This is a genomic window from Hymenobacter miniatus (assembly GCF_016427455.1).
Classification (GTDB): domain Bacteria; phylum Bacteroidota; class Bacteroidia; order Cytophagales; family Hymenobacteraceae; genus Hymenobacter; species Hymenobacter armeniacus.
Map to the genome: position 1 here is coordinate 73,871 of NZ_JAELXR010000016.1, position 20,628 is coordinate 94,498.

Annotated in this window: 21 protein-coding genes; 12 read left to right on the top strand and 9 right to left on the bottom strand. The window is 63.6% G+C overall.

All coding sequences use genetic code 11. The features are described from left to right. Positions 1-40: 40 nt before the first annotated feature. The 5 genes from JAO73_RS19920 to JAO73_RS19940 form a co-directional block, all read right to left on the bottom strand. The gene (locus JAO73_RS19920; RefSeq protein WP_198979022.1) at positions 41-1,336 is read right to left on the bottom strand and encodes an ArdC family protein; all 1,296 of its coding nucleotides are present in this window, start codon (positions 1,334-1,336) and stop codon (positions 41-43) included. A gap of 297 nt (positions 1,337-1,633) precedes the next feature. Next, positions 1,634-1,849, bottom strand: coding sequence for a hypothetical protein (locus JAO73_RS19925; protein ID WP_198979023.1), 216 nt, complete (start codon positions 1,847-1,849; stop codon positions 1,634-1,636). Between the two features lie 414 nt (positions 1,850-2,263). Then, on the bottom strand, positions 2,264-4,543 hold the full coding sequence (locus tag JAO73_RS19930; RefSeq protein ID WP_198979024.1) for a toprim domain-containing protein: 2,280 nt from the start codon (positions 4,541-4,543) through the stop codon (positions 2,264-2,266). 87 nt (positions 4,544-4,630) lie between these two features. Beyond that, positions 4,631-5,026 (bottom strand): hypothetical protein, encoded by a 396-nt coding sequence (locus tag JAO73_RS19935; RefSeq protein ID WP_198979025.1) that lies wholly within the window; start codon positions 5,024-5,026, stop codon positions 4,631-4,633. Positions 5,027-5,071: 45 nt separating this feature from the next. Then, on the bottom strand, positions 5,072-5,497 hold the full coding sequence (locus tag JAO73_RS19940; protein WP_198979026.1) for a hypothetical protein: 426 nt from the start codon (positions 5,495-5,497) through the stop codon (positions 5,072-5,074). A gap of 220 nt (positions 5,498-5,717) precedes the next feature. Between JAO73_RS19940 and JAO73_RS19945 the strand changes: the two genes are divergently transcribed. From JAO73_RS19945 to JAO73_RS20000, 12 genes are all read left to right on the top strand, one after another. Further along, on the top strand, positions 5,718-6,200 hold the full coding sequence (locus tag JAO73_RS19945; protein ID WP_198979027.1) for a hypothetical protein: 483 nt from the start codon (positions 5,718-5,720) through the stop codon (positions 6,198-6,200). 53 nt (positions 6,201-6,253) lie between these two features. Continuing rightward, positions 6,254-6,667 (top strand): hypothetical protein, encoded by a 414-nt coding sequence (locus tag JAO73_RS19950; protein ID WP_198979028.1) that lies wholly within the window; start codon positions 6,254-6,256, stop codon positions 6,665-6,667. A gap of 9 nt (positions 6,668-6,676) precedes the next feature. After that, positions 6,677-7,003, top strand: a complete 327-nt coding sequence (locus JAO73_RS19955) for a hypothetical protein (protein WP_198979029.1) — start codon at positions 6,677-6,679, stop codon at positions 7,001-7,003. Continuing rightward, positions 6,972-9,587, top strand: a complete 2,616-nt coding sequence (locus JAO73_RS19960; RefSeq protein WP_198979030.1) for a VirB4 family type IV secretion system protein — start codon at positions 6,972-6,974, stop codon at positions 9,585-9,587. The genes JAO73_RS19955 and JAO73_RS19960 overlap by 32 nt, the downstream gene beginning before the upstream one ends. A gap of 14 nt (positions 9,588-9,601) precedes the next feature. Continuing rightward, a complete protein-coding gene (locus JAO73_RS19965; protein ID WP_198979031.1) occupies positions 9,602-10,702 on the top strand; it encodes a conjugal transfer protein TraG N-terminal domain-containing protein in 1,101 nt (366 codons plus the stop codon). A 19-nt stretch (positions 10,703-10,721) separates the two neighbouring features. Continuing rightward, complete coding sequence (locus tag JAO73_RS19970) at positions 10,722-11,351, top strand: hypothetical protein (RefSeq protein ID WP_198979032.1); 630 nt, start codon at positions 10,722-10,724, stop codon at positions 11,349-11,351. 65 nt (positions 11,352-11,416) lie between these two features. After that, positions 11,417-12,181: a conjugal transfer protein TraK gene (locus tag JAO73_RS19975; protein WP_198979033.1), complete on the top strand. Its 765-nt coding sequence runs from the start codon at positions 11,417-11,419 to the stop codon at positions 12,179-12,181. A gap of 27 nt (positions 12,182-12,208) precedes the next feature. Then, positions 12,209-13,117, top strand: coding sequence for a DUF4138 domain-containing protein (locus JAO73_RS19980; RefSeq protein ID WP_198979034.1), 909 nt, complete (start codon positions 12,209-12,211; stop codon positions 13,115-13,117). Between the two features lie 13 nt (positions 13,118-13,130). After that, positions 13,131-14,546 carry a conjugative transposon protein TraM gene (traM, locus tag JAO73_RS19985; protein ID WP_198979035.1) on the top strand — a complete coding sequence of 472 codons (1,416 nt, stop codon included), beginning with the start codon at positions 13,131-13,133 and terminating at the stop codon, positions 14,544-14,546. Positions 14,547-14,573: 27 nt separating this feature from the next. After that, complete coding sequence (locus JAO73_RS19990; protein WP_198979036.1) at positions 14,574-15,461, top strand: hypothetical protein; 888 nt, start codon at positions 14,574-14,576, stop codon at positions 15,459-15,461. A gap of 22 nt (positions 15,462-15,483) precedes the next feature. Continuing rightward, positions 15,484-16,005: a hypothetical protein gene (locus tag JAO73_RS19995; RefSeq protein WP_198979037.1), complete on the top strand. Its 522-nt coding sequence runs from the start codon at positions 15,484-15,486 to the stop codon at positions 16,003-16,005. A 17-nt stretch (positions 16,006-16,022) separates the two neighbouring features. Continuing rightward, positions 16,023-16,409 carry a hypothetical protein gene (locus JAO73_RS20000; RefSeq protein WP_198979038.1) on the top strand — a complete coding sequence of 129 codons (387 nt, stop codon included), beginning with the start codon at positions 16,023-16,025 and terminating at the stop codon, positions 16,407-16,409. Positions 16,410-16,531: 122 nt separating this feature from the next. Here the strand turns inward: JAO73_RS20000 and JAO73_RS20005 are convergent, their stop codons facing one another. The 4 genes from JAO73_RS20005 to JAO73_RS20020 form a co-directional block, all read right to left on the bottom strand. Next, complete coding sequence (locus JAO73_RS20005; protein ID WP_198979039.1) at positions 16,532-17,824, bottom strand: type II toxin-antitoxin system HipA family toxin; 1,293 nt, start codon at positions 17,822-17,824, stop codon at positions 16,532-16,534. Next, entirely contained in the window at positions 17,818-18,150 is a 333-nt protein-coding gene (locus JAO73_RS20010; protein WP_198979040.1) for a helix-turn-helix transcriptional regulator, read from the bottom strand. The genes JAO73_RS20005 and JAO73_RS20010 overlap by 7 nt, the downstream gene beginning before the upstream one ends. Before the next feature lie 81 nt (positions 18,151-18,231). Next, the gene (locus JAO73_RS20015) at positions 18,232-19,485 is read right to left on the bottom strand and encodes a type II restriction enzyme NmeDI-related protein (protein ID WP_198979041.1); all 1,254 of its coding nucleotides are present in this window, start codon (positions 19,483-19,485) and stop codon (positions 18,232-18,234) included. Between the two features lie 99 nt (positions 19,486-19,584). Continuing rightward, the gene (locus JAO73_RS20020) at positions 19,585-20,604 is read right to left on the bottom strand and encodes a DUF4396 domain-containing protein (protein WP_198979042.1); all 1,020 of its coding nucleotides are present in this window, start codon (positions 20,602-20,604) and stop codon (positions 19,585-19,587) included. Between the last annotated feature and the right edge of the window lie 24 nt (positions 20,605-20,628).

Consider the following 20,628-nt stretch of genomic DNA (forward strand, 5'->3'; position numbering starts at 1 on the left):
GGCCCCGCCGATGAAAGAAGATATAAGCAGCGGCTAGGGGTTAGCACTCGTCATGCGGGTAGGGGCGCGGGTTTTGCCGCGCCTCCTCGGCCAGGGTTTGGTCTTCCCACTCGGCCACCCGCTGCATGATGTTGGTCAACCAGCGGCCCAGCCGGGCGGGGTCCGTTTCGGCTAGAATGCGGCCCGTGGCCGTGCGGCGCTGCTCATCGGTAAAGGCGGGGTGCTCCAACAGGCGGGTCAGCTCTATGCGCTGCGTGGCCACGACCACCGTAGTCAGGGAAGGCAAGGTTTCCTGCCCCAAAATCACCGGCGACAGCGTGGGTAGCACCGGGCGGGCCGGTACTGCCCCGGTTTCTCCGCAGGATGCCGGCTGCGCCTCGTCAGGGGTCACGACCTCAGCCGCAGGGGCGGGGCTGGCGGGGGTCGGTTGCGGGTCGGGCTCGGCATCCTCGGGAGCCTGGCTGCCTAGTATCATTTCCGCCGCCCGCTGGGCCCGGCTGGCGGCCTGCACCACCAGCTTTTTGTCCCCGCGCAGCTGCTCCAGCCAAAATTGTAGGTAGGCGGCCGTGTTGTCCAGCGTGGCACCGGGGTCCAGTCCGGCGTGGCCACAGAGAAAGGCAGCGCCCATCTCGGCGGTCAGCTCCTCGCGGGCGTATCCGGCGCGGCCGCTCGGGCGCAGGGCTTCGGCTAGGTCGGGGCGGTCCAGGCGGCTGGCGTGGCCAGTGGCGTGGGTCAGCTCGTGAAACAGGGTAGAATAGTAGGCTTCGCCGCTGGTGAAGGTTTCCGGGCGGGGCACTTGTACAAAGTCGGGACCGGGGGCGTAGTAGGCCTGCGCGCCGCCGTGCTCGATGCGGGGACACGTCGCCCAACCGGCTACCAGGGCTTCGGCGGCGGCCAGGGGCTCGTGGGCCCGGTCCTGGGGCTGCTCGGGCAGGACGATGTCCACGCCTTCCACGTCGTCCACGGAAAAGACCGTGTAGTATTTGATAAAGGGCGTTTTCTCTTCCTCGCCGGTTTGCTTGTCGGTGCGGGTCGTGACGTTGTAATAAATCACGGGCATGCCCTTGGCACCCTTGCGGATGTTGCCGCCCAACTCCTTGGCCTGCCGGAATGTGAGAAAGAACGGCGTGCCGCCGACCAGGTGCAGCAGAAAAGCATTGATACCGGTGTAGGCCCGGCCGCTCACGTAGTTGCGGGGCAAGCCGTAGGCCGCGTGCCAGGGCTTGCGCCAAACAATTTGACCAGCTTCGAGGGCCTCAATTACCCGGTCGGTGACAATCTGGTACACATCGGGGCGGGCAGTGTTTTGGGCGGCGGAGCGGGCTTGCTTTTTCATCGCTGAATAAGGGCTAAGTGACTGTTTATAAATTCGTTTCCTTACTTATTAAACGCATTTTAAGCGTCATTTGTTGCTTTTTTAACAACAATTATTGATTTATTTGCCCTTAGTAAAACATTTCTCCCCCACTGCCCCTGGCGCCTGAACTGCCTTGGGTAGGGGTCGCATTTGTAACCTGGGAATGGTGGAATGGCGCGGCCTTGTGCGCCCGAATAGCAGACCGGCGTTTGGGCTTTAAAACGAAAACGCCCGATTGGATAACCAACCGGGCGTTTCAGCGAGCCGAGCCGCGACCTACTGCGCGGAGCCAAATTGCTGTTTGAGAAACTTGAGCAGGCCTTGACGGGAAGCTTCCCCAATTTGAATCAGCGGGGCGCCGTCGTTGAGGTAAAACAGGATGGGGTTGGCCTTGGTAACGGCCTCGGACCAGGCCTCGGCAGACAGAGTTGGTGGTAGTTGCAGCAGGGGTTGGTATTCGTCCCGGATAAGCTGTAAAATCAGACCTTTCATGGCCGGGCAGAAGTTGGAAAATGGCCGGTGACCGGTAGATATCATAACGGAGGGTACTAGCGTGGAAGGGAATACAAAGAGGGTTCCGGCTCGCCCGCACTAGCGGGGGCCGAAAAAAACAGCCCCATCCGCCGGCTATAAGCAAGCCGCGGGCAGCCGCAGAGTTGCGGTGGGGCGTTTACCAGGAAGTTGGATTAGCCTCGATGCGGACCCACAAACAGGGCCGGGCGCTCGGAAATAGGCAGCGGCCGCAGAGCAGCGGGTGCCAGGGTCTGGTCTGCTAAGAGCAGGCCAAACGGAGCATGAGAAGAAGTGGAACCTGATTTTGCCAGCATGGTGGGCAGCTTGCTATTCCTGCAAAACTAAAGAATCAGCGCACATGTTCGGTCGCCTGGCCTTGGAATCAGCCGGCTTTTACCGCTCGGGACCGGCGTTGCGCTCGGTCAGGTTGCTGGCCGTAACGCCGCTCGGTGCCAGGTGCTGCCGCTCGGCTCGGTCAGCCGCGTGCTCGTGCAGTTGGGCGCCAGGCTGGCGGGCCACGTCATCGAGCGCGGCACTTACCCGCGCCAGGTTCGGCTGGTCGAGCCGGTAGCTGACCTCGATTTCGCTGTGGCGCTGGTGAGTGGCCGTGTCGGTAGCGCTGCGCAGCGAGCCGGTGTTTAGGCCGGCAGCGCGCAGCTGCTCTGCTACGGCTTCGGCCTGACTGGTAGCCCCCGGCCGCGGCTCGGGTTCGTCGATGCGAATGATGGCCGTTTTCGTCACCGATTGCTGCTCCGGGAGCGCGGCGGCCAGTTGGCGGCGCTCGGCCTGCTCTTGTACGGGTTCCTGGAGCGCTACGAGCGGCGACTTATCCAGCGCATCGAGTGTCTGGCTGAGTTGACGCAGGCCGCCGGGGGTACCATGGGGATGGTAGCGGACGTCGAGCTCACTGCGCAGCTGGCCACTGGCGGGGTCCGTTTCCGCGCGCAACTCCACTTGCGCCCCGGCCTTGCGCAGCAACTCGCGCATCTGCTGGGCCTGGCTGGGCGTGGCCTCGTCCGCTGGGGTGGGTTCGGTCACTGTCAGCTGCACCGCCCACTGCAGAGTCGGGTCGCCGGTGGCCGCTGCGACCGCGAACCCAGCGGCCTGGCGCTGCTGCTCGGCCTCTCGGCGCTGGGCTTCGGGAGACTGGACGGCTTGCTCACGCTCCGCTTCCCGCTGCTGGGCCTGCAGGCGCTGCTCCTGCTCTTGACGAGCCTTTTCCTGGCGCTGCTGCTCCTTGGCCAGCTCGTCGGCGCGGGCCTGCTGGGCAATCTGCTCCCGGCTGAGGCCCTGGCTTGACAACTCCAGGTCGCGGTTGAAGTCCTTGCTAATGGCGTACTCGGTGCGAATGAAGTTCTCGGGCTGCCGGCCGGGCTCCTGAGGCTGGCGCTCCAACTGCTCGCGCTGCGTTTCGCGCTGGGCGTGCAGGGTGCGGGCTAGGTCTTCTAGGGCGTGGCTGTCAGCGTTGGGCACGACCAGGCGCACGACGGTTTCCTGCCGGGTGGCCCGCTGCACTTCCAGGGCCACGGCTTCGTCCGCCGCCGGCCGCAGCTGCTGCACCTGAGCGGTGAGCTGGCTCAACTGCTCGGTGCCCTCGGCGCGACTGGCGTGGTGATGCTCTACGCGCAGGGCGGTGTGGTACTTGCCAGCGGCCGTGGCGTGCCACTCCACCTGGCGCGGGGCCTCGTCGTAGGCCACCTGCCCGTCGGCTACTTCGCGGGCCCGCCGCGGCACCTGCAGTTCGTTGAGGTAATTGATGTTGAAGCGCCGGCCAGCCGCGTCGTTGTCGTTGGCCAGTACTACTTCCTTGGGCTCCTGCTTGTCGATGAGCTTTTGAATCAACTCCACCTGCCGTTCGGTGACGGTGCCGCTGGTGGCCACGTACAGCGTGTTGGGCTGCCCTTGGGCGCCGCGGTGGTGCAGCTGGTGGTAGCTCATGGCATCCACGGGGCTCTCCGACACCACTAGGCGTTGCACCGGCGTGTCCTTGCCCTCGGTAGGATGCGACACCCAGACCCCGGTTTTGGGCAGCTGCAGCAGGTGCTTGTACTCGTTGTTGCGCTGTTCCACCGTGGCAATGCCGTGTTCGTTGTAGAGGGGAAAAGCCGTGTTGCGGAAGTTGCCCTGCTGGCTGGTGAACACCCGCCCCTGAAAGGCGGGGCTGTCGATGGTCTCATCCGACAAATGCCGTTGGTGCAGGTAGCTGCGGTCGGTCAGCGAAGCGTGGGTGCCCATCACCGCCGCGACGAGGCGGGCCCGGCGCTCGGCCTCCGATTCCATCTCGGTCGGCCCGGTGGGCTTGGGCGCGTACGCCGCCGGGGCGGGCGGTGGGGGAGAGGTGGCCGCCTGCCAGCCTTGCTCGGGCTCGCCCAAGTACTGGCGCAACGTCTGCCGCACCTGGCCCAGCGTTTGGTTTTCGCGGGTTTTCACGAAGTCGATGATGGAGCCCGAATCCCGGTCGTCGCCGGGGTTCAGGTACACCTGGTGGTCGCCATTGCGGGAGACGATGAGCATCTCGCCGTCCTTTTCCAGCTGGTGCCAGTGGCCGCGGGGCCCGGCCTTTTTCACGTCGTAGCCGTGGCGCCGTGTAGCGTAGTCTACCAAGTCAATGGATTGCTTGAAGCGGTCGAGCTCCTGGGGGTCGTTGTCGCGCGGGGGAGGAGTTGCGGGCATAAAAAGAGAAAGGAAGGGGTACAAACTAGCCGCGCCGCCGGAATCCGAGGCGGGATTTAGAGCCAGAAGGCAACAGGGGAGGGGCGGCTAGCTGACCCGCTGCTCGTGGGCGGCCAGCTGCTCGCGCAGGGTCGCGAGCAGGGCGGCGTCGGCAAAGAGGTAGTGCTCGCAGAGCTGGCCGCTCACGTACAGGCGCACCAGCTCGGTTTCGAAGCCGAACACGCGCAGGTGCTTCTGCACCAGGCGGTATTCTTCGCGCTGCAGGCTGCCGGTTTTCAGGCCCACGCTGGTCGTGTAGGGAAAGCCAAAGGCGGTGCAGGTAGCCCGCAGGCCCCCGTGGGGCAGGCTGCGCAGTCGCAGCTGCACGTAGCGCCGGGCCTCGTCATAATCAATGGCCAGGGCCGGATTGGGCAACTGGGGGCCCAGGGCGGCCGGGGTAGTCGCAGGTTTAGCCGGGCGGCGGGAAGCAACGGAAGCAGGCATAGGGAAAAGAGCAACGTGGAGCGGTCAGGCTCCAGGGCCTTTCCGCTAGTTAGGGGATGAAGTGGGCGTAGTAGCAGACGCCGGGGCGTCGAAGGGTGGGTTGTCGAAGAGGTTGAGCTCGGCTTTGAAGCGGGTCAGGCTATCAGGCGAGGTGAAGAGGAAAAAGTGGCGGCGCGACTGGTGCACGATGATGCGCAGCAGCTCAGTGGGGAACTGGAAGTGGGTCATCAGGCGCTGCAAGAGCACGGCCTGGGTTTCCTCCTCCAGCTTTTTGATTTCTATCAGCCGGGCGTAGTTGAACTTGTGCTGCTGGGCCCAGGGCTTGAGCTGCCCGTGCAGTAGCGTATTGAGGCGGTGGCGGATGTAGCGCAGAACAGTGGCATAGGAAACGATGAGCGCGGGGTCAGGAAAGCCCGCATTGACCGGCTCTACTGGGGTGGTAGCCGGGGGAGTGGGAATAGAAGTGTTCATGCAGCAGCAATTGTAGGGCGCGCAAGGTAGCAAACCAGCCGGCCGTCTGCACTACCGCAAGTGCTGCGGGCATTTAACCACGTCGGCTCCGGGGCAAGAACACCCGCAAAGCTTCGGCGTAGCTGCTTCAAAACTTCTACTAAAGCAGAACTTATACGGAAGTGCTCCGTATAGTTGCCGCAATTGCTCATAAAAAACTTCGACCTGTTGCTTGAAACCCATGCTGTGGTTGGTGCTCTTTCTGCTCCTAGTGGCCCTGGGCGGGCTTTGGTGGCGCTACGCTATGCCGGCTGGTGTCGGCAGCGCCCTGGCCCCGCCCGCTCTCGACGGCAACCACGCCTCGCTGCGCACCCGGCACTATCGGCTGGCCGACTTCCAGGATGCGCCGCCGCAAGTGCCTCCCGCAACAGCCACGGTGGTCGACGTGGCAGAGGCAGAAGCAGCCGCGACGGACGCCCCGACGGAAGCGGCCGCGTCAATCGCAGATGATAATCAGGCCGAAGACCAGACTCCCGCGGCTACGGCAGAAGCAGGCCAGCTGCCCGAAGGCGCCAAGCACAACTACATCACGGCCCCGGCGCCCACGGCGACCGACGCGCACAACCGCGGCGTGGAGCTGACCGCCGCCGAGCGACGGGCCAAAATGCGCCTGGTGATGAACGAGGCGCTGGAAAACCAGCGCGCCGCACCCGCCACTGCCTGAGGCGCGGGCCTTTACGCTCACCCTATTCACCTTTTCACCCTCCTACTTTTTCCATGCAAACACCCCTGTTCACCTCCCTGCGCCGCGGCGTGACTACTGCCGCCGCCCACGGCCTGAATCTGCTGGCGGCCGGCCAGACCTACCAACCCTCCAAGCTGGAGCAGCGCGGCTACGCGCTGCTGACGGTGCTGACCCTCTCGACCGGCGCGGCCCGGGCTCAAAGCGCCGAAGCGGCCCTCACCCAGGTCAAGGAAAAGGTGATTGGCATCGTGCAGGTCATTTTTGCCATCATCCTCATCATCGGCCTGATTCGGGTGGTGATGAAGTTCATCCAGGGCTCTCCCGACGCGCTGGGCTCCCTGGGCTGGCTCGTGGGCGGGGTGCTGCTCTGGTTCGGCTTCCAGCTCTTCAAGGATGACCTGGTGAGTGCCGTGGGCGGCAGCGAAGGCGGGGGCTTAACCAACTAAGCCGCTGCCATGCGCTCCTATAAATCCATCGAGCGGCCTGCCCAGGTGCTGGGCATGAACCTACAGGACCTGGGCCTGCTGGTGGGCCTGTTCATCGGCTCGGTGCTGCTGCTCGGCTTTCTGGGCATGGCGGTCAAGATTCCGCGCATGGTCTACCTGCTGGTCATTCTGTCGGAAATCGGACTCATCCTGGGCTTGCGCTACCTCACCCGGACGCAGGCCCCCGGCTTCCTGATGGGGTGGCTCTCCTACACCTTCATTCAGCCCCGCCGCCTGGCGGTGGGGCTATTACCCCTTCCCGCCCATGGCAAAAACACCCAAAACAACCGCGTTTAACGCGGTGATGCCGGTGCATTCCTTTGAAGAAGACAAGGTGGTCTTCAAGGATGGCCGCGTCGCCGTGGGCTTCGTGATTGAGCCGGCCGAAATGGAAAGCTGGACGGTCGAAGACTACGACGCCTTCCAGACGGCGCTCGTGGGCGTGATGCGCCCGCTCCCCGTGGGCACCATCGTGCAGAAAACCGACGTCTACTACGACCGGCCTTACCGCGAAGACAAGACGCAACAGACCTACTTTGAGGGCAAAATGAACAAGCATTTCTTCGAGCGGCTGGTGCTGTTCCAGAAGTCTTACCTGTTCCTTTCCTTCGCCCCGGTCAATGTGAAAACCACCCGGACCAATGCTGTGAATGCCCTGGTGGCCCGGGCGGGGGAAGCCATTATCAAGAATCCCTTCGCGCAGCTCGTGCACACCCTGGAGGTGGCCGAAGCCAGCGCCGTGGAGTTCACCCAAGGCATCAAAAACCTAGGCGGCGTGGCGTTTGAGCGCATGAGCAGCCGCGAGATGCACAAACTCTACCTGCAGTACTTCAACCTCAATTTCGACGGCCAGCCCACCCGGCAGGAGCGCGAAATCGGCAACGGCCTGGGCACGCTCAGCGTCGGGGAGCACAAGGTCAACATCCTTTCGATGGTGGGCCAGGGCAGCGAGGCCCACGCGGCGGTCAAGAACAGCTACGGGGTCACGGCGCCCATGCTCTACCCGCTCACCCACGTGCTGCAGTGCCCGCACGTGCTGACGCAAGCCCTGCTCGTGCAGGACACCCGCGCTGAGCTCAGCAGGCTCGATACCGACCGCAAGCTGAACGCCTCGCTCTCGTTTCTCTCCACGCAGGACAATGCGCTGCGGGCCGCCGAAGTCGAGGAGTTCACGGCCGAGGTACGGGCCGAAAACAAGCAGATTGTGGGGCTGCACCTCTCCCTACTACTGTGGGATACCAATGACAACAGCCGGCGCGAAAACGTCGAAAAGGCCACGGCGGCCTTCCGCTACATGTTCGGCACGGAAAGCGTGGTGGAAAGCTACCTGGCCCTGCCCGTGTTTTTTGGCCTGCTGCCGGGTAATGCCTGGCAGGTGCCGGACCGCTGGCTGACCTGCTCTTCCGACCGGGGCGCGTGCTACACGCACTGGACGGCGACTTATAAGACGGACCCGGTGGGGGAGTACCTCACGGACCGGTTTCGGAATCTGGTGCAGGTAAATCTCTTTAACACGGCCCTGGACAACCAGAACGCCATTGTCATCGGCCCCTCCGGCTCGGGTAAGAGCTACACCTTCGGCAACCTGATTGTGCAGCGCTTCGAGAAAGGGGCGCGGCAAATCATCATGGACGTCGGCGGCACCTACCGCAACGTGCTGCAGTCGCTCAACGGCGAGGACTTCGACAACACCTACTTCGAGTACGACCCGCAGCGACCGATAGAGTTCAACCCCTTCATCGTACCCCGCGACGCTTCGGGCAAGTGGCTCTACAACGACGAAAAAACCAACTTCCACCTGGCTTTGCTGGCCGCGCTCTGGAAGGGCGGCAAGGATACCGGCCTAGATAAGTCGGAACGGACCATTCTGAGCCGTTTTTTGATAGAGTACTATGCTTGCCTGAACGAGAGCGACCGACTGAACCAGAAGGACGAGGAGTCTCCGGGAATGGAAAGCTTCTACCGCTTTGTCGAGCAGTTCGACCACGAGATGCAGAAGCCCGTGGCTGTGCCCGGCGACGGGGTGGAAGCTGACCCACTGGATGGGGCGCGTCGGCAGTACCAGAAGAATCTGAAGTATATCGACATGCACCAGTTCTTCCTGGTGCTGGGCCAGTATATCACCGGCGGCCGCTACGAGCGGGTGCTCAACGCCCGGCGCGACGTGGATTTGTCGGAGTACCGGCTCATCTGCTTTGACCTGGCCAAGGTGCAGGCCGACCCCGACCTGTACCCCGTGGTGGCCATGCTCATCACCGAGCTGAGCCTGGATTTGTTCCGCAAGTTTCCCGACGACGTCAAGTACATCGCCCTGGACGAAGCCTGGACCATGCTCTCGGGCGTGCTCTCGGAATTCATCGAGTCGATGTACCGCACCATCCGCAAAACCAACGGCTCGGTCACCATCATCACCCAGGGCATCACCGAGATTACCAGCAGCAAAATCGGCCCGGCCATCATCAACAACTCGGCCACCAAGATTATCCTGCGCCACGTCAACCCCGACTCCCTGGCCCAGCTCCAGCCCCCGCTCGGCCTGACGGGCCACGAGATGGATTTAATTAAGTCGGTGCGCTCCACGGACGCGCTGCGTGAAATCTTCATCAAGCAGGGCGCCAAGGGCAAGATATTCGGGGTGGAAGCCTCGCCGCAGCTCGATGCCATTCTCACCTCCAAGCCCGTCGAGCGCAACTACCTCAACAAGCTGGTCAAGTTCTACCAGCAGACCAACCGCAAGCCGGTGCTCGACAAGAGCGGCCGGCTGCAGCTGGACGCCGAGGGCAACCCGCAGTACGAGCCCGTCAAGGTGCAGCGCCTGGACTACGCCGTGGACCAGTTTGTGGAAGATAAACAGGCCCGCACGGGCGTGCTGGCCAAATGAGCGGCTGCTACCTAATGGTCGCCTACGGGGCCGACCCAACTTTTCTGAGCGCCTGCGACCAGACCCTGCAAATCGTGCTGCGCGCCTGCCGCTTCATCACGCCCACCTTCATGCTCATTGCCCTGCTCTACACGGTCGGGCGGGGCTTCCTCTCGGGCCACGGTCTCTCCATGGACTGGGGTCCCATCCTCAAGGCGGTGTGGATATTCTTCCTGCTCTTTTTCTATAAGGAGCTGATTGACACGCTCAGCTCGGGGGTCGCCAATTTCACCCGGCTCTTTGCCACCCCGGACGGCTCGACGGCTGCCTCGGCGCTGGGCGCCACCATCAGCAGCGCCGACACCCTCTCGCAGAAAACGGTGGTCGAGCAAGGGGTGGACGAAATCAGCAACCTGCTCAAAACCATCACCTCGTTCAGCTTAACCAACATTCTGCTGCAGCTGGTGACCGGCGAAGTGGTGCTGCTGATCCGGCAAATCATGCAGTTTATCCAGCAGTTCATTCTCGGATTCCTGTTCGTCTGCGGCCCCATTTCCATTTGCCTCTCGGTCATCCCTTCCTTCGGCCAGCTGGCGATGAAGTGGCTGCAAAACTTCCTGGCCGTGCAGTTCTGGGGGCTGTCGTTTGCCCTGCTGGACCTGCTCTACACCTACTACACGTCCTCCAATACCACGTTCGGCGGGGTATTCGCGGGGCCGGCCGCCGTCGAGCAGGACACCAAGCAGCTGGTGGTGTCGGTCGCCTTCATCATGCTCTACCTCATGGTGCCCTACCTGACCAGCCTCATCATTGGCTCCTCGGCCGCCCAAAGCTTCGTGGGCTCGGTGGTGGGCATGGCGGCTTCGGCGGCCGCGGCGGGCGCCGGCGTTTCGGCGGGCATGAACGGCGGCGGCCACGGCGTATCCGGCGCCATCGGCCGCGCCATGGGCGGCGGAAGCAAAGCAGCCGGCGGCAGCGCGGGCGGCGGGGGTAGTGATGGGGGTGGCAGCTCCGGCGGCGGAACACCGGCACCGAGTGGCGGCAGCTCAGCCTCGGCGGGCCTGCCCACCATCACCATGTCGGACGCGCTGAATCCTTCCTACCGGCAACGCCCCTCCGGGCTGTGGACGGTCTAACCAATCCTTCTTTTTTCCGATGAACCATTCAACCCGTTACCTGGCCCTGCTCGCCCTGGGCCTGGCCAGCGCCTGCCAATCCCACGAGGAAAAGGCGGCCGCGCAACTTGTCGACGCGCTCAAAACCAACGCTAGCAGCCCCGCTGAGCAGGCCAAAGCGGACGCTTGGAAAGCAGCTACTACGCTACCCCCGGCCCTGCCCGCGTCGGCAGTGAACGTAGAGCCCGGAGTAGCCCAGATGCTGCCGGAAGAAGGCTATCTGGAGTTGGTTTCAGTCACCAGCCAGACCCCGGTCGCGGCCATCCTCGCCCTGCCCGCCGGCTTGCGCAGCGCTCAGCGGGGCTACCCCAAAGTAGGACCGGGCTACCGCATCCCCTTTGCGGCCGTGCTGCGCTGGAAGCCGATGGGCTTTGGCAAAAGCAAGCCCGGCATCGGCAAGCTGCAACTGCCCTCTGCCCGGGATTCGCTGCGCGGCTTTTTCATCAGCGACATCGACCGGGGCGGTCAAGTGGTGCCGATGCGGCCCGCGCAGCCCGTCACGGTTCAGGGGGTGCTCTATGCCTACGCCAGCCCCGATGGCGGTAAGGACGCCGGCTTACTAACCTATCCCTACCGGGGCCTGCAAATCTCCCTGCCCCTGGCCAAATAAGGGGCCGTGGGGAAGAAAATCCCGGCCTCCTACATCCCCTATTGATGACTTAACCCGCATTCTCAATGGATTCTGCCAAAGACCTAAGTACCTCTTTCTCCACCATGCGCAACCTCGCCATGGGCAGCGTGCTGGCCCTGCTGCTCGTGGCCCTGGCCGCCGGCTTTCTGGTGTACCGCGCCTACGAGAACAGCGGCCGCCGCGTGTACGTGGTCGGCCAGACCGGCTCGGTGGCCGCTCTCTCGGCACCCACCACCGAAACGCACACCGCCTACGAAGCCCGCAACCTGGTGCGCAACTTCATGCTGACCATGTTCGGGCACGACCAGTACACTTACAAAACCAACCTGGACGCCGCCCTGCCCCTCATCGAAGGCCGCGGGGGCCGGCGCATCTACGACGGCTTCACCCGCGGGCAGGTGCTGCAGAACTACGAGCGCTACGCCGCCCGCAACGTGGTGACGGTGGACAGTGTGAGCATCGACATGAACCACCGGCCCTGGTCGGGCCGGGTGTACATCAAGCAGCGCATCTTTATCGGGGGCGAGCAAAAGGAGCCCCTGCCGCTGGCCGCCAAGTTCAACCTGGCCGAAACCAACCGCTCGGACGCCAACCCTTACGGGCTGCTCATCACCAACTTCGACTACATCCCCTACAACCCACAGGTGTCGCACGAAGAGCTGCAAGCCCTGAAAGAGCAGGAAGCCGACCGGCAGCGCGCCCTGCTTGAAGCCCAGCGCAGCGCGGGCGCCGCGGCTCCCGACGCCGGCATCGCTCCGGTCTCCCCCGTGGCCCCTGATCAGGCCTCCCCGGTATTGCCCGGCAAATAAGTCTCTCCCTTCCTAAAGCGTATTTCCATGTTTTCTAAACTTCTGCTGGCCCTGGGCCTGCCGGTGCTGCTGGCTTCGGCCAGCTCAGCCCAAACCACTTCTCTCCCATCGGCCATGCTGCGGCCGTCTTCCTCTGCGGTGCACGCCGCCCCCACGCTGCTGGACGTGGCCGTGTCGGACAGCTCCACCACCTACCTCGTGTTCAGCGGCCCCGTGTCGCTGGTCGACGTGGGCATGGCCAATAACTACCTGGTCAAGATTGAAGCCAACGCCGTGTTTGTGCGCGCCCGCCGCAAGTCCGCGCCGCCCACCCCCATGCTCATCCGCTTCGGCAGCAAGTACTGGATGGGGCGGCTCGTGTACGTGAACCGGCCCGTACTGCAGCTCTACGACTTCCAAAAAGACGGGGCCCTGGGTCTGAGCAATAGTGCTGGCTCCGTGACGGGCTCGGCACCTGAAAATGGGCTGGCACTGGACAAGGAGCGGGAAAAGAAAGCCGCGGTGGAAGGCAAGCTCTCCGCGCTGCGCAAGTCCCGGGAGGAGCATCAGTCGGTGGCCGTGGTCGACAACGATCTGGTGCTCTCGCTGGCCAACGTGCGCAACGACCGGGACTTTACCTACCTGCGCTTCAAAGTCATCAACCACTCGGCCATCGACTACAACGTCGATTTCACCGACTTCCAGCTGGTGGAAAACGCTCAGAAGAAGTTTCTGGCCAAGAAAAAGAACGAAGCGCGCCGCCCACTGGCCCCTTCCGGCGGCGGGACCAATCAGGTCGTGTCGGGCCGCACCACTGGCTACCTGACCTACGCCATTCCGCTTTACGCGGCGACTGACCGGGGTTATCTGGAAGTGACCCTGCGCGAGTTGAACGGGGCCCGGGTGCTGGTGCTGCCAGTGCCGTCGCGGGTCATCAATCGGGCCTCCACCATCTAACCCAGCCCCACTTATGGAACCTGCAAACCCACATACTCACTCTCATTCCACGGGCTCAGCCGAGCACGACGACCACGAACGCCTGGGAGCGGACCGGCCCGCTGCGGACAAGGCGAAAGCAACTCCGCTGGAGCTGCTGCGCAACAACTGGATACCCCTGACCGGCCTGCTGGTCTTGCTGGTCGCCGGGGGCCTGTTCCTCTGGCTGCGCTCGGCCACGCAGGCCGCCCAGCAACAAAAGGAAGTTGTGGCGGCAGCTTCGGAGAACATCGAACCGGAAATTAAGGCCGCGCCCACCGAGCCGGCCGCGCCCGTTTCGCCCTCGGCGCAAATCGAGCAGCAGCGGCGGCTGGAACTGGAAGCCCAGAGCACGCCGGTTCGCCCCAACACCGATGAAGTAGTGGAAGCGTTTGTGGCCGATACCCTGGGCCAGGCCCTGCGCCGCAAACGGCGGGCCGCGGCGGCCACCCTGGCCGCCCGCCGCCGGCAGGAGGAAGCCCGCTTGGCCGCGGCCGACGTGGACACGATTGAAACGACTCTGCAGGACCCCACCACGGGTTCTTATCACGCGCAAACGCTGGTGGTCCCTCGGCGTCGCCCCGGCCAGATAGTAGGCGCTTCGGCCCGCCAGGCGAGCTACCGGGTTGGTCGGGGCTTGCGGGCCGGGCTGCTGCCCGCGACCGATACCGACGGCACCCCGTTTGAAACGGACCCGGACGTGCTGGCCATGCTGGGCTCCTCGCCGCCCGAAACCCGTGCCGCCTACGAGCGCATGACGGGCAAGCGTTTCCGTGACCCCAAAGCAGCCGCTCAAACCCTGGCCAATCGCGCCAACGCTGCCGGCCGGGATGGCTTTAATACCGTCAAGGTGGGTAACTCCGCCCGGATGATGGCCCAGGGCACCCAAGCGGAGCTCACGCCGGACGTGTTTTTCAAGTGCGTGATAAATGGGGAGCAGAAGGTGCGCACCGGCTCGGTGGTCCTGCTGCGCCTGCAGGAAGATGCGGTGGTGTCGGGCGTAACCTTCCCCAAGAATTCCGTTTTTGCCGGCATTGCCAGCGTGGGCACCAACAACGTCATGCTGGAAGTCAATCGCCTCGGGCCCACCCGGGTGGCGGCCAGCATCTACGACTACAACTACCTGCCCGGCATCATGATTGACCCGGTCAAGCGGGTTGCCAAGGATGCCAGCCTGGCCGGCCAGGACCTGCAGCAGCAATCCATGCAGGAAGTAAGCACCGCCATCGACCGCTCGGCCTCGGCCGCCAACTCGGTGGTGGGCGTGGGCGGGCGCGTGGCCATGAACGTGCTCAGCCGCCCGAAAACCCGCACTAAGCTGCGGGAGGTGCTGCTGCCCGACGGCTACCCCATCCTCATTACCACGGCCGCCGCTGGCCAGCTGGGACCGGCCACGGCGTCGGGACGCTAACCCTTTCCATTCATCAACTCTACAACCATGAAAAAGACTCTTTTTCCGGCCCTGGTGGCCGCCGCGTTGGTATTCGCTCCGGCCGGTTTAGCCCGGGCCCAGATGGTGGTCAATGACCCGCTGCACATGGGCGTGCAGATTGGCGAGTTTGCTAAGCGTCTGCAGCAGTGGTCTTCCACCGTGCAGAACTACCAGGTCGTGAAGGATGCCCGCCAGATTGCCGGCGTCACCAAGGACATCACCAGTGAGGTCCGCAGCCTGACGCAGGAAGCCCTGGACTTGCAGAAGCAGGTGCAGGCAGACTTGCGCAAGGTGCAGAGCATCCAGGATTTGCGGCTTTCCAACCCGCAGGAGCTGTTTGCGCGGGCCCTGGCCATGTCGGGCCGGAGCCAGACCAACCAGATGATGCCGGTTTACGCCAAAGCCCAGCGCCTGCGACAGGCCCTGCAGCTGACCAACCCCGCGCAGGACGTGAACACCATGTACGATGTGTTCTCACGCTTTGGGTCCAGCTCCACCGACCCCAACGGCAACCTGACCAGCGACCAGTACCAGGCCAAGCGGGAGGAGTCGACGGTTTCCCTGTTTGCGGCCGAGGAGATGATGGCCAAGCGCAAGCTGGCCATGGCCGTGAACTACTACAAGATTGCCGACGAGATGACCGCGCAAAGCGTGGAGATGCAGGCCACCTTGAAAAACCCGGGCCGCTACGCCATGACGGAGGGGGAGCGGATGGCCGCCCTCAATTCCTCTAACGACAACATGATTAAGGCCATGCAGCTGCGCGAGCAGGGGGACCGCCTGTTCATGGAAGCCTCGCAGGCGGGTCCGGCCCACCAGGCGGCCGAAGCCGTGTACGCCTCGACCCTGAGCCGGAATGCGCTCATTAAAATGGACCGTAACCGGCCGCGCTAGCCCTATGAAAAAGCTTCTTTTGATGGTGCTCTTGACCGCCGGGGTCGGCATCTTGCCGGCCTCCGCGCAACGCCACGTTAAACACCTTGCCGCCTGGGGCACCCACGTCGGCCGCTCGGAAACGGGCGACTACTACGAGCTGAGCTACACGCCCATGCTCAGCGACCGTCTGGGCCTGCGCCTGAGCGGGGGCTACGAACACGGCACCCTGCCGGCACGCGGGGAGTACTCGGTTTACCAGGGCCGTGTGCTGCTCTCCCCCCAACTGTTCCGCCTCGGGGAGGTGGCCTACATCCACCTGCTGCTGGGCGGGGGCGCCGGCTACGAGTGGACCTACCAGAACGGCAGCGGGGAGCTGCCTACCGGCTCGGGTGAGTCCCAGCGCTTCACCTACGGCCCGCAAGCCGGTCTCGAAGCCGATGTCTTCCTGGGCAACCGCCTCTCCCTGGTCGCCACCGGCACCAAAGGCTACCTCTTCAATAACCCGCTCATCGACCGCTGGCCGGGTATGGCCAGCGTCGGCCTGCGCTATCACTTCCGCTAACCTTTCCTTTCTGACTTATGAAACGACTTGCCTATCTGCTGCTGAGCTGCGCAGCCCTGACCGCGGCCTCCGGCTGCTCAAAAGATGACGCTACTCCCACTGGGCCGAAAGAATACCAGGTAGAGTACAAGGTCACCTCAAATGCCCCGGTATCGGACTACCTGAGCTACACCAACGAAAGCGGCGGCAACACGACGCTCAACAACACGCCCCTCCCGGCCAGCTACCGGTTTAAGCGCACCATGAAACGGGGCGACAACCTGACCATCCTGGCCAGCATTGACGGAGGCACAACGGCATCTGAAATCACCTGCGCCATTTTGCTGGATGGCAAAGAGGTGAAAAAGGAAACGGGCCGGGGCGTCGATGCGCAGGCGGTGCCGGTCTACGTTATCGGACAGTGATTCATTTCGCCTCCCGACCCCAATTACAAGATGCTCAACCACATTCTGGTTGGGCATTTTGCTTTTACTACCAGTAATGTTGACACCGGGCCTTTCCTTTAAAAAGCATGGCTTTTGTCTTTTTACATTAACTGCCGATGCGCCTTGCCTATAGCCACGGTACGTTCTGGCGTCATTCCCGCCGCGACGGCAAACTCCGGCCACCTTGCCACCTGCGTGAGCACGTCGGTCACGATATCGTCGGCCCCGCGGATGTTCATCTCCCGGGCCACGGCCTTGAGGTCGGCCCGGGTGAAGCCGTCGCGTTTGCCGTTCAATGACATCTGGTGCTGGCTGGTCCAACGGTTGCCGGGCTGGTAAGCGTAGGCCACGTCGTAGGCCGGGGCCAGCTGCCACTGCCCGGCCGCGTCCATCAGAAACGAGATGTTCTTGGTGTGGTCGTCCTGGTTGCGGGCTACCACGTTGAATACCATCCGTCGGAAAAACTGCTCGGCTGCGGTGTAGGAGAGGCGCAGGGTGCGCATCACCTGGAAGGCCTGCTCGTAGGAGTAGGCCGCGGGCTGATTGTAGTCGTAGTGGGCCAGCGCGCACAGCGTCTGGGCGTGGATTTTTTCTCCCTCGGCCGTGCGGTCGAAGCGCCGGGTCATGAAGTGGGCGCGGGGGCCCTCCTCGTACAGCCGGCACTCGCTCATCTTCAAACCGCTGGCCATGGCCATCAGGTGGTAGGCGTACTCCAGCCGCCCGAAATCCTGCGGGTCAGCCAGGGCCTGGTCGCGCACGCCGTCGAGCTTGAGCAGCCAGTAGCCAAAGCCCGCGGGCGCGGTCACCTGGCCCGAGCGCACCTCCTGGGTGGCCTCGTTGAAGGCAATGATGGCCTTGGGCCGCGCCCCGCCCGCCGAGGTGCCCACCGCCAGCAGGGCCGCCAACCCGTCCGAAGATTCATCGCGCAGGCTGGCCTGAAACCCTTCGCGCTGGTTGAGCACGTCCTGGGCCAGGTGCACCAAGGCCTCGACTTCCAGGGATTGGGCCCCGGCCGCGCTATTGCCCACCTGAGGCTCAAACTCCAGCGCTCCCATACCGCGGTTAGCGATGTAGCACAGGCGCTCCAAGGGCGAGAAGTCGGCGGGGTTGCGTCCCTGGGTGGCCAGCCATGCGTTGATGAGTTGGTTGCCGAACCGGTCGGGCAGGGCATCGGCGAGCAGGCCCGGCAGGCCGTGGTAGGTGTCCGGGTTGAGGCGGGGAAAGGCGTACACCTGGTCGGCGCGGGCGGGCAGGGGCATCATCAGCGGCGCCACGCGCAGGCCGGACTTGACAAAGGCGGGGTCGTAGGCAAACGTGGCCACGGCCCGGCCGGCGTCCCAGCGCACGGCGCCCACCAGCTGGCCCCACAGACGAACAAGCGCGAGGTCTACCATTCCGTGGAGGCAGGCGGTGGGGTGGGGGAGGCGGGCGAAGCGTTGCGGCGCTGCTTTTTGGCCAGACGCGCCATGGCCAAGGGACTGATTTCGGCTTTGGTAACCAAGCTATCGAGTAAATCGAGCTGCTCAAGCGTGCGTAGCAGTTGCACGAAAGTGAGCAGGGAGGTGGGCCGGCCGTGCTCAATCTGGCTCAGGGTGGCCCGGTCGATGCCCGCCGCGTCGGCCACTGCCTGTTGGGACTGATTGCGGTTCAGGCGAACCTGGCGCAGGCTGCTGCCCAGTTCACGCAGGATGGCTAAATCAGAGAGGGCGTACCAATTCATGTTGTACAGACGCAACAAATACGGCCAAATATAACCATTTTGTTGCGTCTGTACAACACATGTAAAACGCTTTTAATGTAGTTAGCCTACCACGCTCTTCGCAATCTTGCGCATCGCCGCCGGCGAGTCGCCAAACTTGCACAGCGCTTCGCAGTGCTGGCGTAGCTCCGAGAACAGAATGTAGTGGATAGTCGCCCCGGCGGCCCGGATGGCCGGCCGCGAGAGTTGGGCCTGTACTTCCTTCTCGCGGGCATCGGGCACGACCAGATACAAAGCCGTTTCGTTTTCGGGCATGGAAAACGCCAGGTCCGTCAGGCGCAGGATGCCGCTGTAAATGCTGGTGCTCTTTTCCACCTCGAAAGCGGCCACCACCCGGCTCGTGCCGGGCGCAAACCACACGATGTCAATCAGGCGAATGGTACTGGCCACGTCGGCCGGCACGGGCAACTCGGGGTGCTGGTCGAGGCAGAGAAACGAAAGCTTCTGGCCCCCGCTCAGGCGGTTGCGGTCGTTGATGGCCGTGGTCACGTCGCAGCCCAGCGCCTTGCCGATGCGCAGCAAATGGTGCTGCATCTCGGTGTGCTGGTTTTCCTCCTGCGCTTCGCTCTGCACCTCTTTGTGGCGCTTCTGAGCCTGCTGCTGGTACTTGTCGCGGTCCTCGTCGGTGGCAAACTGCTGGTCGCCGGCAATCATCTTTTTCACGCCCACATCGAAGAGCAGGCCGCTCAGCGCCCCGTAGTCCAGGCTCAGGTGCTGGCGGTGCTCCTGGTTGAGGTCGCGCAGCCGGGCGCGCATCCGCAGGTACTCCGACCAGGAGCCGAGCTTGATTTTCTCCCCGAACAGGGCGTTGAACCCGTTTACGATGGCCGTGTTGCAGGGCGGCATCAGGGTAGGATGCAGGAAATACAGGATGCTGGCCACCGCCGGGCCGAGGCCCTTGATTTTGCGGCGGTCCAGAATATCGATTTCCTTGAGCAGCTGCTGCTCGGTGGTGGCGGCCAGGCAGCTTTCCAGAAACTGGCCGAAGGCCCGCTTGTTGTCCTCGTGCTCGTAAATATCGGGAATGCGCAGCTTGGGCTTCCAGTAGAAGGGGTGGGCCGCGCCCTGAAATACCTGTTTCTGCTCGCTGATGACGCTGAGCACGAATTCCAGCGAGGTGCCCTTAAAATCGTTGCCGAAGCTGCCGGCTTTGATGTCCTTGACCACCTGCTGCACCCCGCGCCGGATGGAGCGAAACGCCTTGAGCCGCTCCTCGTTGTTGATAAACCAGGTGTTGTAAACGGACTCGGAATCGGCTTTGTATTGCTGGATGAGGGGCGGGAGCGCGGCAGACATAAAAGGACGTAGGGCTAATAAAGCAGCTAAGTTGCACAGAACTCGCGCCCCAATCACCATCCTGCCGTCGTGAGCTGACGCCTGCCCCGCCCGGACCGGCTACATCCGGTGGCCCGGCATGGGCATGCCGGGCATGTCACCCATGGCCTCCCCCGGCCGCATCGACAAGTCGCCGTAGCGGTCGGCCAGGTAGTAGCCCGCCGCCAGCATAAGCAGCGTGAGCAGGGTAACAACAGCTTTACGAAGCCCAGAAACCTGTGCGCCATCCCCCATGTCCATGCCCGGCATCGCGGCCATGTTGTGGCCGGAGTGCGCGGCAGCCGGGGCAGGCGCCAGAGTAGCCGCTGGTTCACCGTGACTCATGCCGGCCATGCCCATCATCGCCATATCGTGGCCCGCATGCGCGGTAGCGGGCGCTTCCGGCAGGGGCGCGCCGCCGTGGCCCAGGGCGCGCTCGGTGCCCATGCCGTGCTTGAGCTTGTTCTTCACCAGCCAGTAATTCACGGGGTAGGCCACCACCACGCCCACCAGCGTGGCCGCCGACATGGCGGCCCAGAACCAGGGCGACGTGGCCTGCATGGCGCGCATGTCCCGCGTCATCAGAATCACCATGGTGGGCAGCATGCCGGCCATCATGGCATTCATCGACATCCATTCCGGCAGAAACGAGCTGCGCAGGGCCTCGCCGTAGCTTACGCCCATCATATCCTTCATGAACAGCGCCTGAAAGATGAGCAGGCCAAAGGCGAACCCGGCCGCGTATTCCAGCCAGATGTCCACGCCCATGCGCAAACTGAAAAAGCCGGTGATAACCGCCGCCACGATGATGCCGGTGGCGTCGCCCGCCGCGCAGTGGATGGTGGAGCCCACCGCTTGCTTCCATAGGGGGGCAATGAACTGCTCATGGGTGCCCGGGGAGGGCTCGCGGCAGGAAAACCAGTAAATCAGCAAACCCACGGGCCCGGTGTAGAGCATAACCAGCACCCAGCCCCACTTCATGACCTTCATCTCCGGGGTGCGGGTGAACAGGTCCCAGGCTACGTAAGCGACCGATAGGGCCGTCAGGCCAAACCATACCCATAACAGGTAGTCCGGAAACAGCGGGGGAGGAGTAGGCATGTCCTTCATAGGGGCATGGGGAAA

Excerpts from the sequence above, each read along its gene's own strand:
- JAO73_RS19920 (WP_198979022.1), bottom strand. The coding sequence starts at position 1,336 with ATGAAAAAGCAAGCCCGCTCCGCCGCCCAAAACACTGCCCGCCCCGAT.
- JAO73_RS19925 (WP_198979023.1), bottom strand. The coding sequence starts at position 1,849 with ATGAAAGGTCTGATTTTACAGCTTATCCGGGACGAATACCAACCCCTG.
- JAO73_RS19930 (WP_198979024.1), bottom strand. The coding sequence starts at position 4,543 with ATGCCCGCAACTCCTCCCCCGCGCGACAACGACCCCCAGGAGCTCGAC.
- JAO73_RS19935 (WP_198979025.1), bottom strand. The coding sequence starts at position 5,026 with ATGCCTGCTTCCGTTGCTTCCCGCCGCCCGGCTAAACCTGCGACTACC.
- JAO73_RS19940 (WP_198979026.1), bottom strand. The coding sequence starts at position 5,497 with ATGAACACTTCTATTCCCACTCCCCCGGCTACCACCCCAGTAGAGCCG.
- JAO73_RS19945 (WP_198979027.1), top strand. The coding sequence starts at position 5,718 with ATGCTGTGGTTGGTGCTCTTTCTGCTCCTAGTGGCCCTGGGCGGGCTT.
- JAO73_RS19950 (WP_198979028.1), top strand. The coding sequence starts at position 6,254 with ATGCAAACACCCCTGTTCACCTCCCTGCGCCGCGGCGTGACTACTGCC.
- JAO73_RS19955 (WP_198979029.1), top strand. The coding sequence starts at position 6,677 with ATGCGCTCCTATAAATCCATCGAGCGGCCTGCCCAGGTGCTGGGCATG.
- JAO73_RS19960 (WP_198979030.1), top strand. The coding sequence starts at position 6,972 with ATGGCAAAAACACCCAAAACAACCGCGTTTAACGCGGTGATGCCGGTG.
- JAO73_RS19965 (WP_198979031.1), top strand. The coding sequence starts at position 9,602 with ATGGTCGCCTACGGGGCCGACCCAACTTTTCTGAGCGCCTGCGACCAG.
- JAO73_RS19970 (WP_198979032.1), top strand. The coding sequence starts at position 10,722 with ATGAACCATTCAACCCGTTACCTGGCCCTGCTCGCCCTGGGCCTGGCC.
- JAO73_RS19975 (WP_198979033.1), top strand. The coding sequence starts at position 11,417 with ATGGATTCTGCCAAAGACCTAAGTACCTCTTTCTCCACCATGCGCAAC.
- JAO73_RS19980 (WP_198979034.1), top strand. The coding sequence starts at position 12,209 with ATGTTTTCTAAACTTCTGCTGGCCCTGGGCCTGCCGGTGCTGCTGGCT.
- traM (WP_198979035.1), top strand. The coding sequence starts at position 13,131 with ATGGAACCTGCAAACCCACATACTCACTCTCATTCCACGGGCTCAGCC.
- JAO73_RS19990 (WP_198979036.1), top strand. The coding sequence starts at position 14,574 with ATGAAAAAGACTCTTTTTCCGGCCCTGGTGGCCGCCGCGTTGGTATTC.
- JAO73_RS19995 (WP_198979037.1), top strand. The coding sequence starts at position 15,484 with ATGGTGCTCTTGACCGCCGGGGTCGGCATCTTGCCGGCCTCCGCGCAA.
- JAO73_RS20000 (WP_198979038.1), top strand. The coding sequence starts at position 16,023 with ATGAAACGACTTGCCTATCTGCTGCTGAGCTGCGCAGCCCTGACCGCG.
- JAO73_RS20005 (WP_198979039.1), bottom strand. The coding sequence starts at position 17,824 with ATGGTAGACCTCGCGCTTGTTCGTCTGTGGGGCCAGCTGGTGGGCGCC.
- JAO73_RS20010 (WP_198979040.1), bottom strand. The coding sequence starts at position 18,150 with ATGAATTGGTACGCCCTCTCTGATTTAGCCATCCTGCGTGAACTGGGC.
- JAO73_RS20015 (WP_198979041.1), bottom strand. The coding sequence starts at position 19,485 with ATGTCTGCCGCGCTCCCGCCCCTCATCCAGCAATACAAAGCCGATTCC.
- JAO73_RS20020 (WP_198979042.1), bottom strand. The coding sequence starts at position 20,604 with ATGCCTACTCCTCCCCCGCTGTTTCCGGACTACCTGTTATGGGTATGG.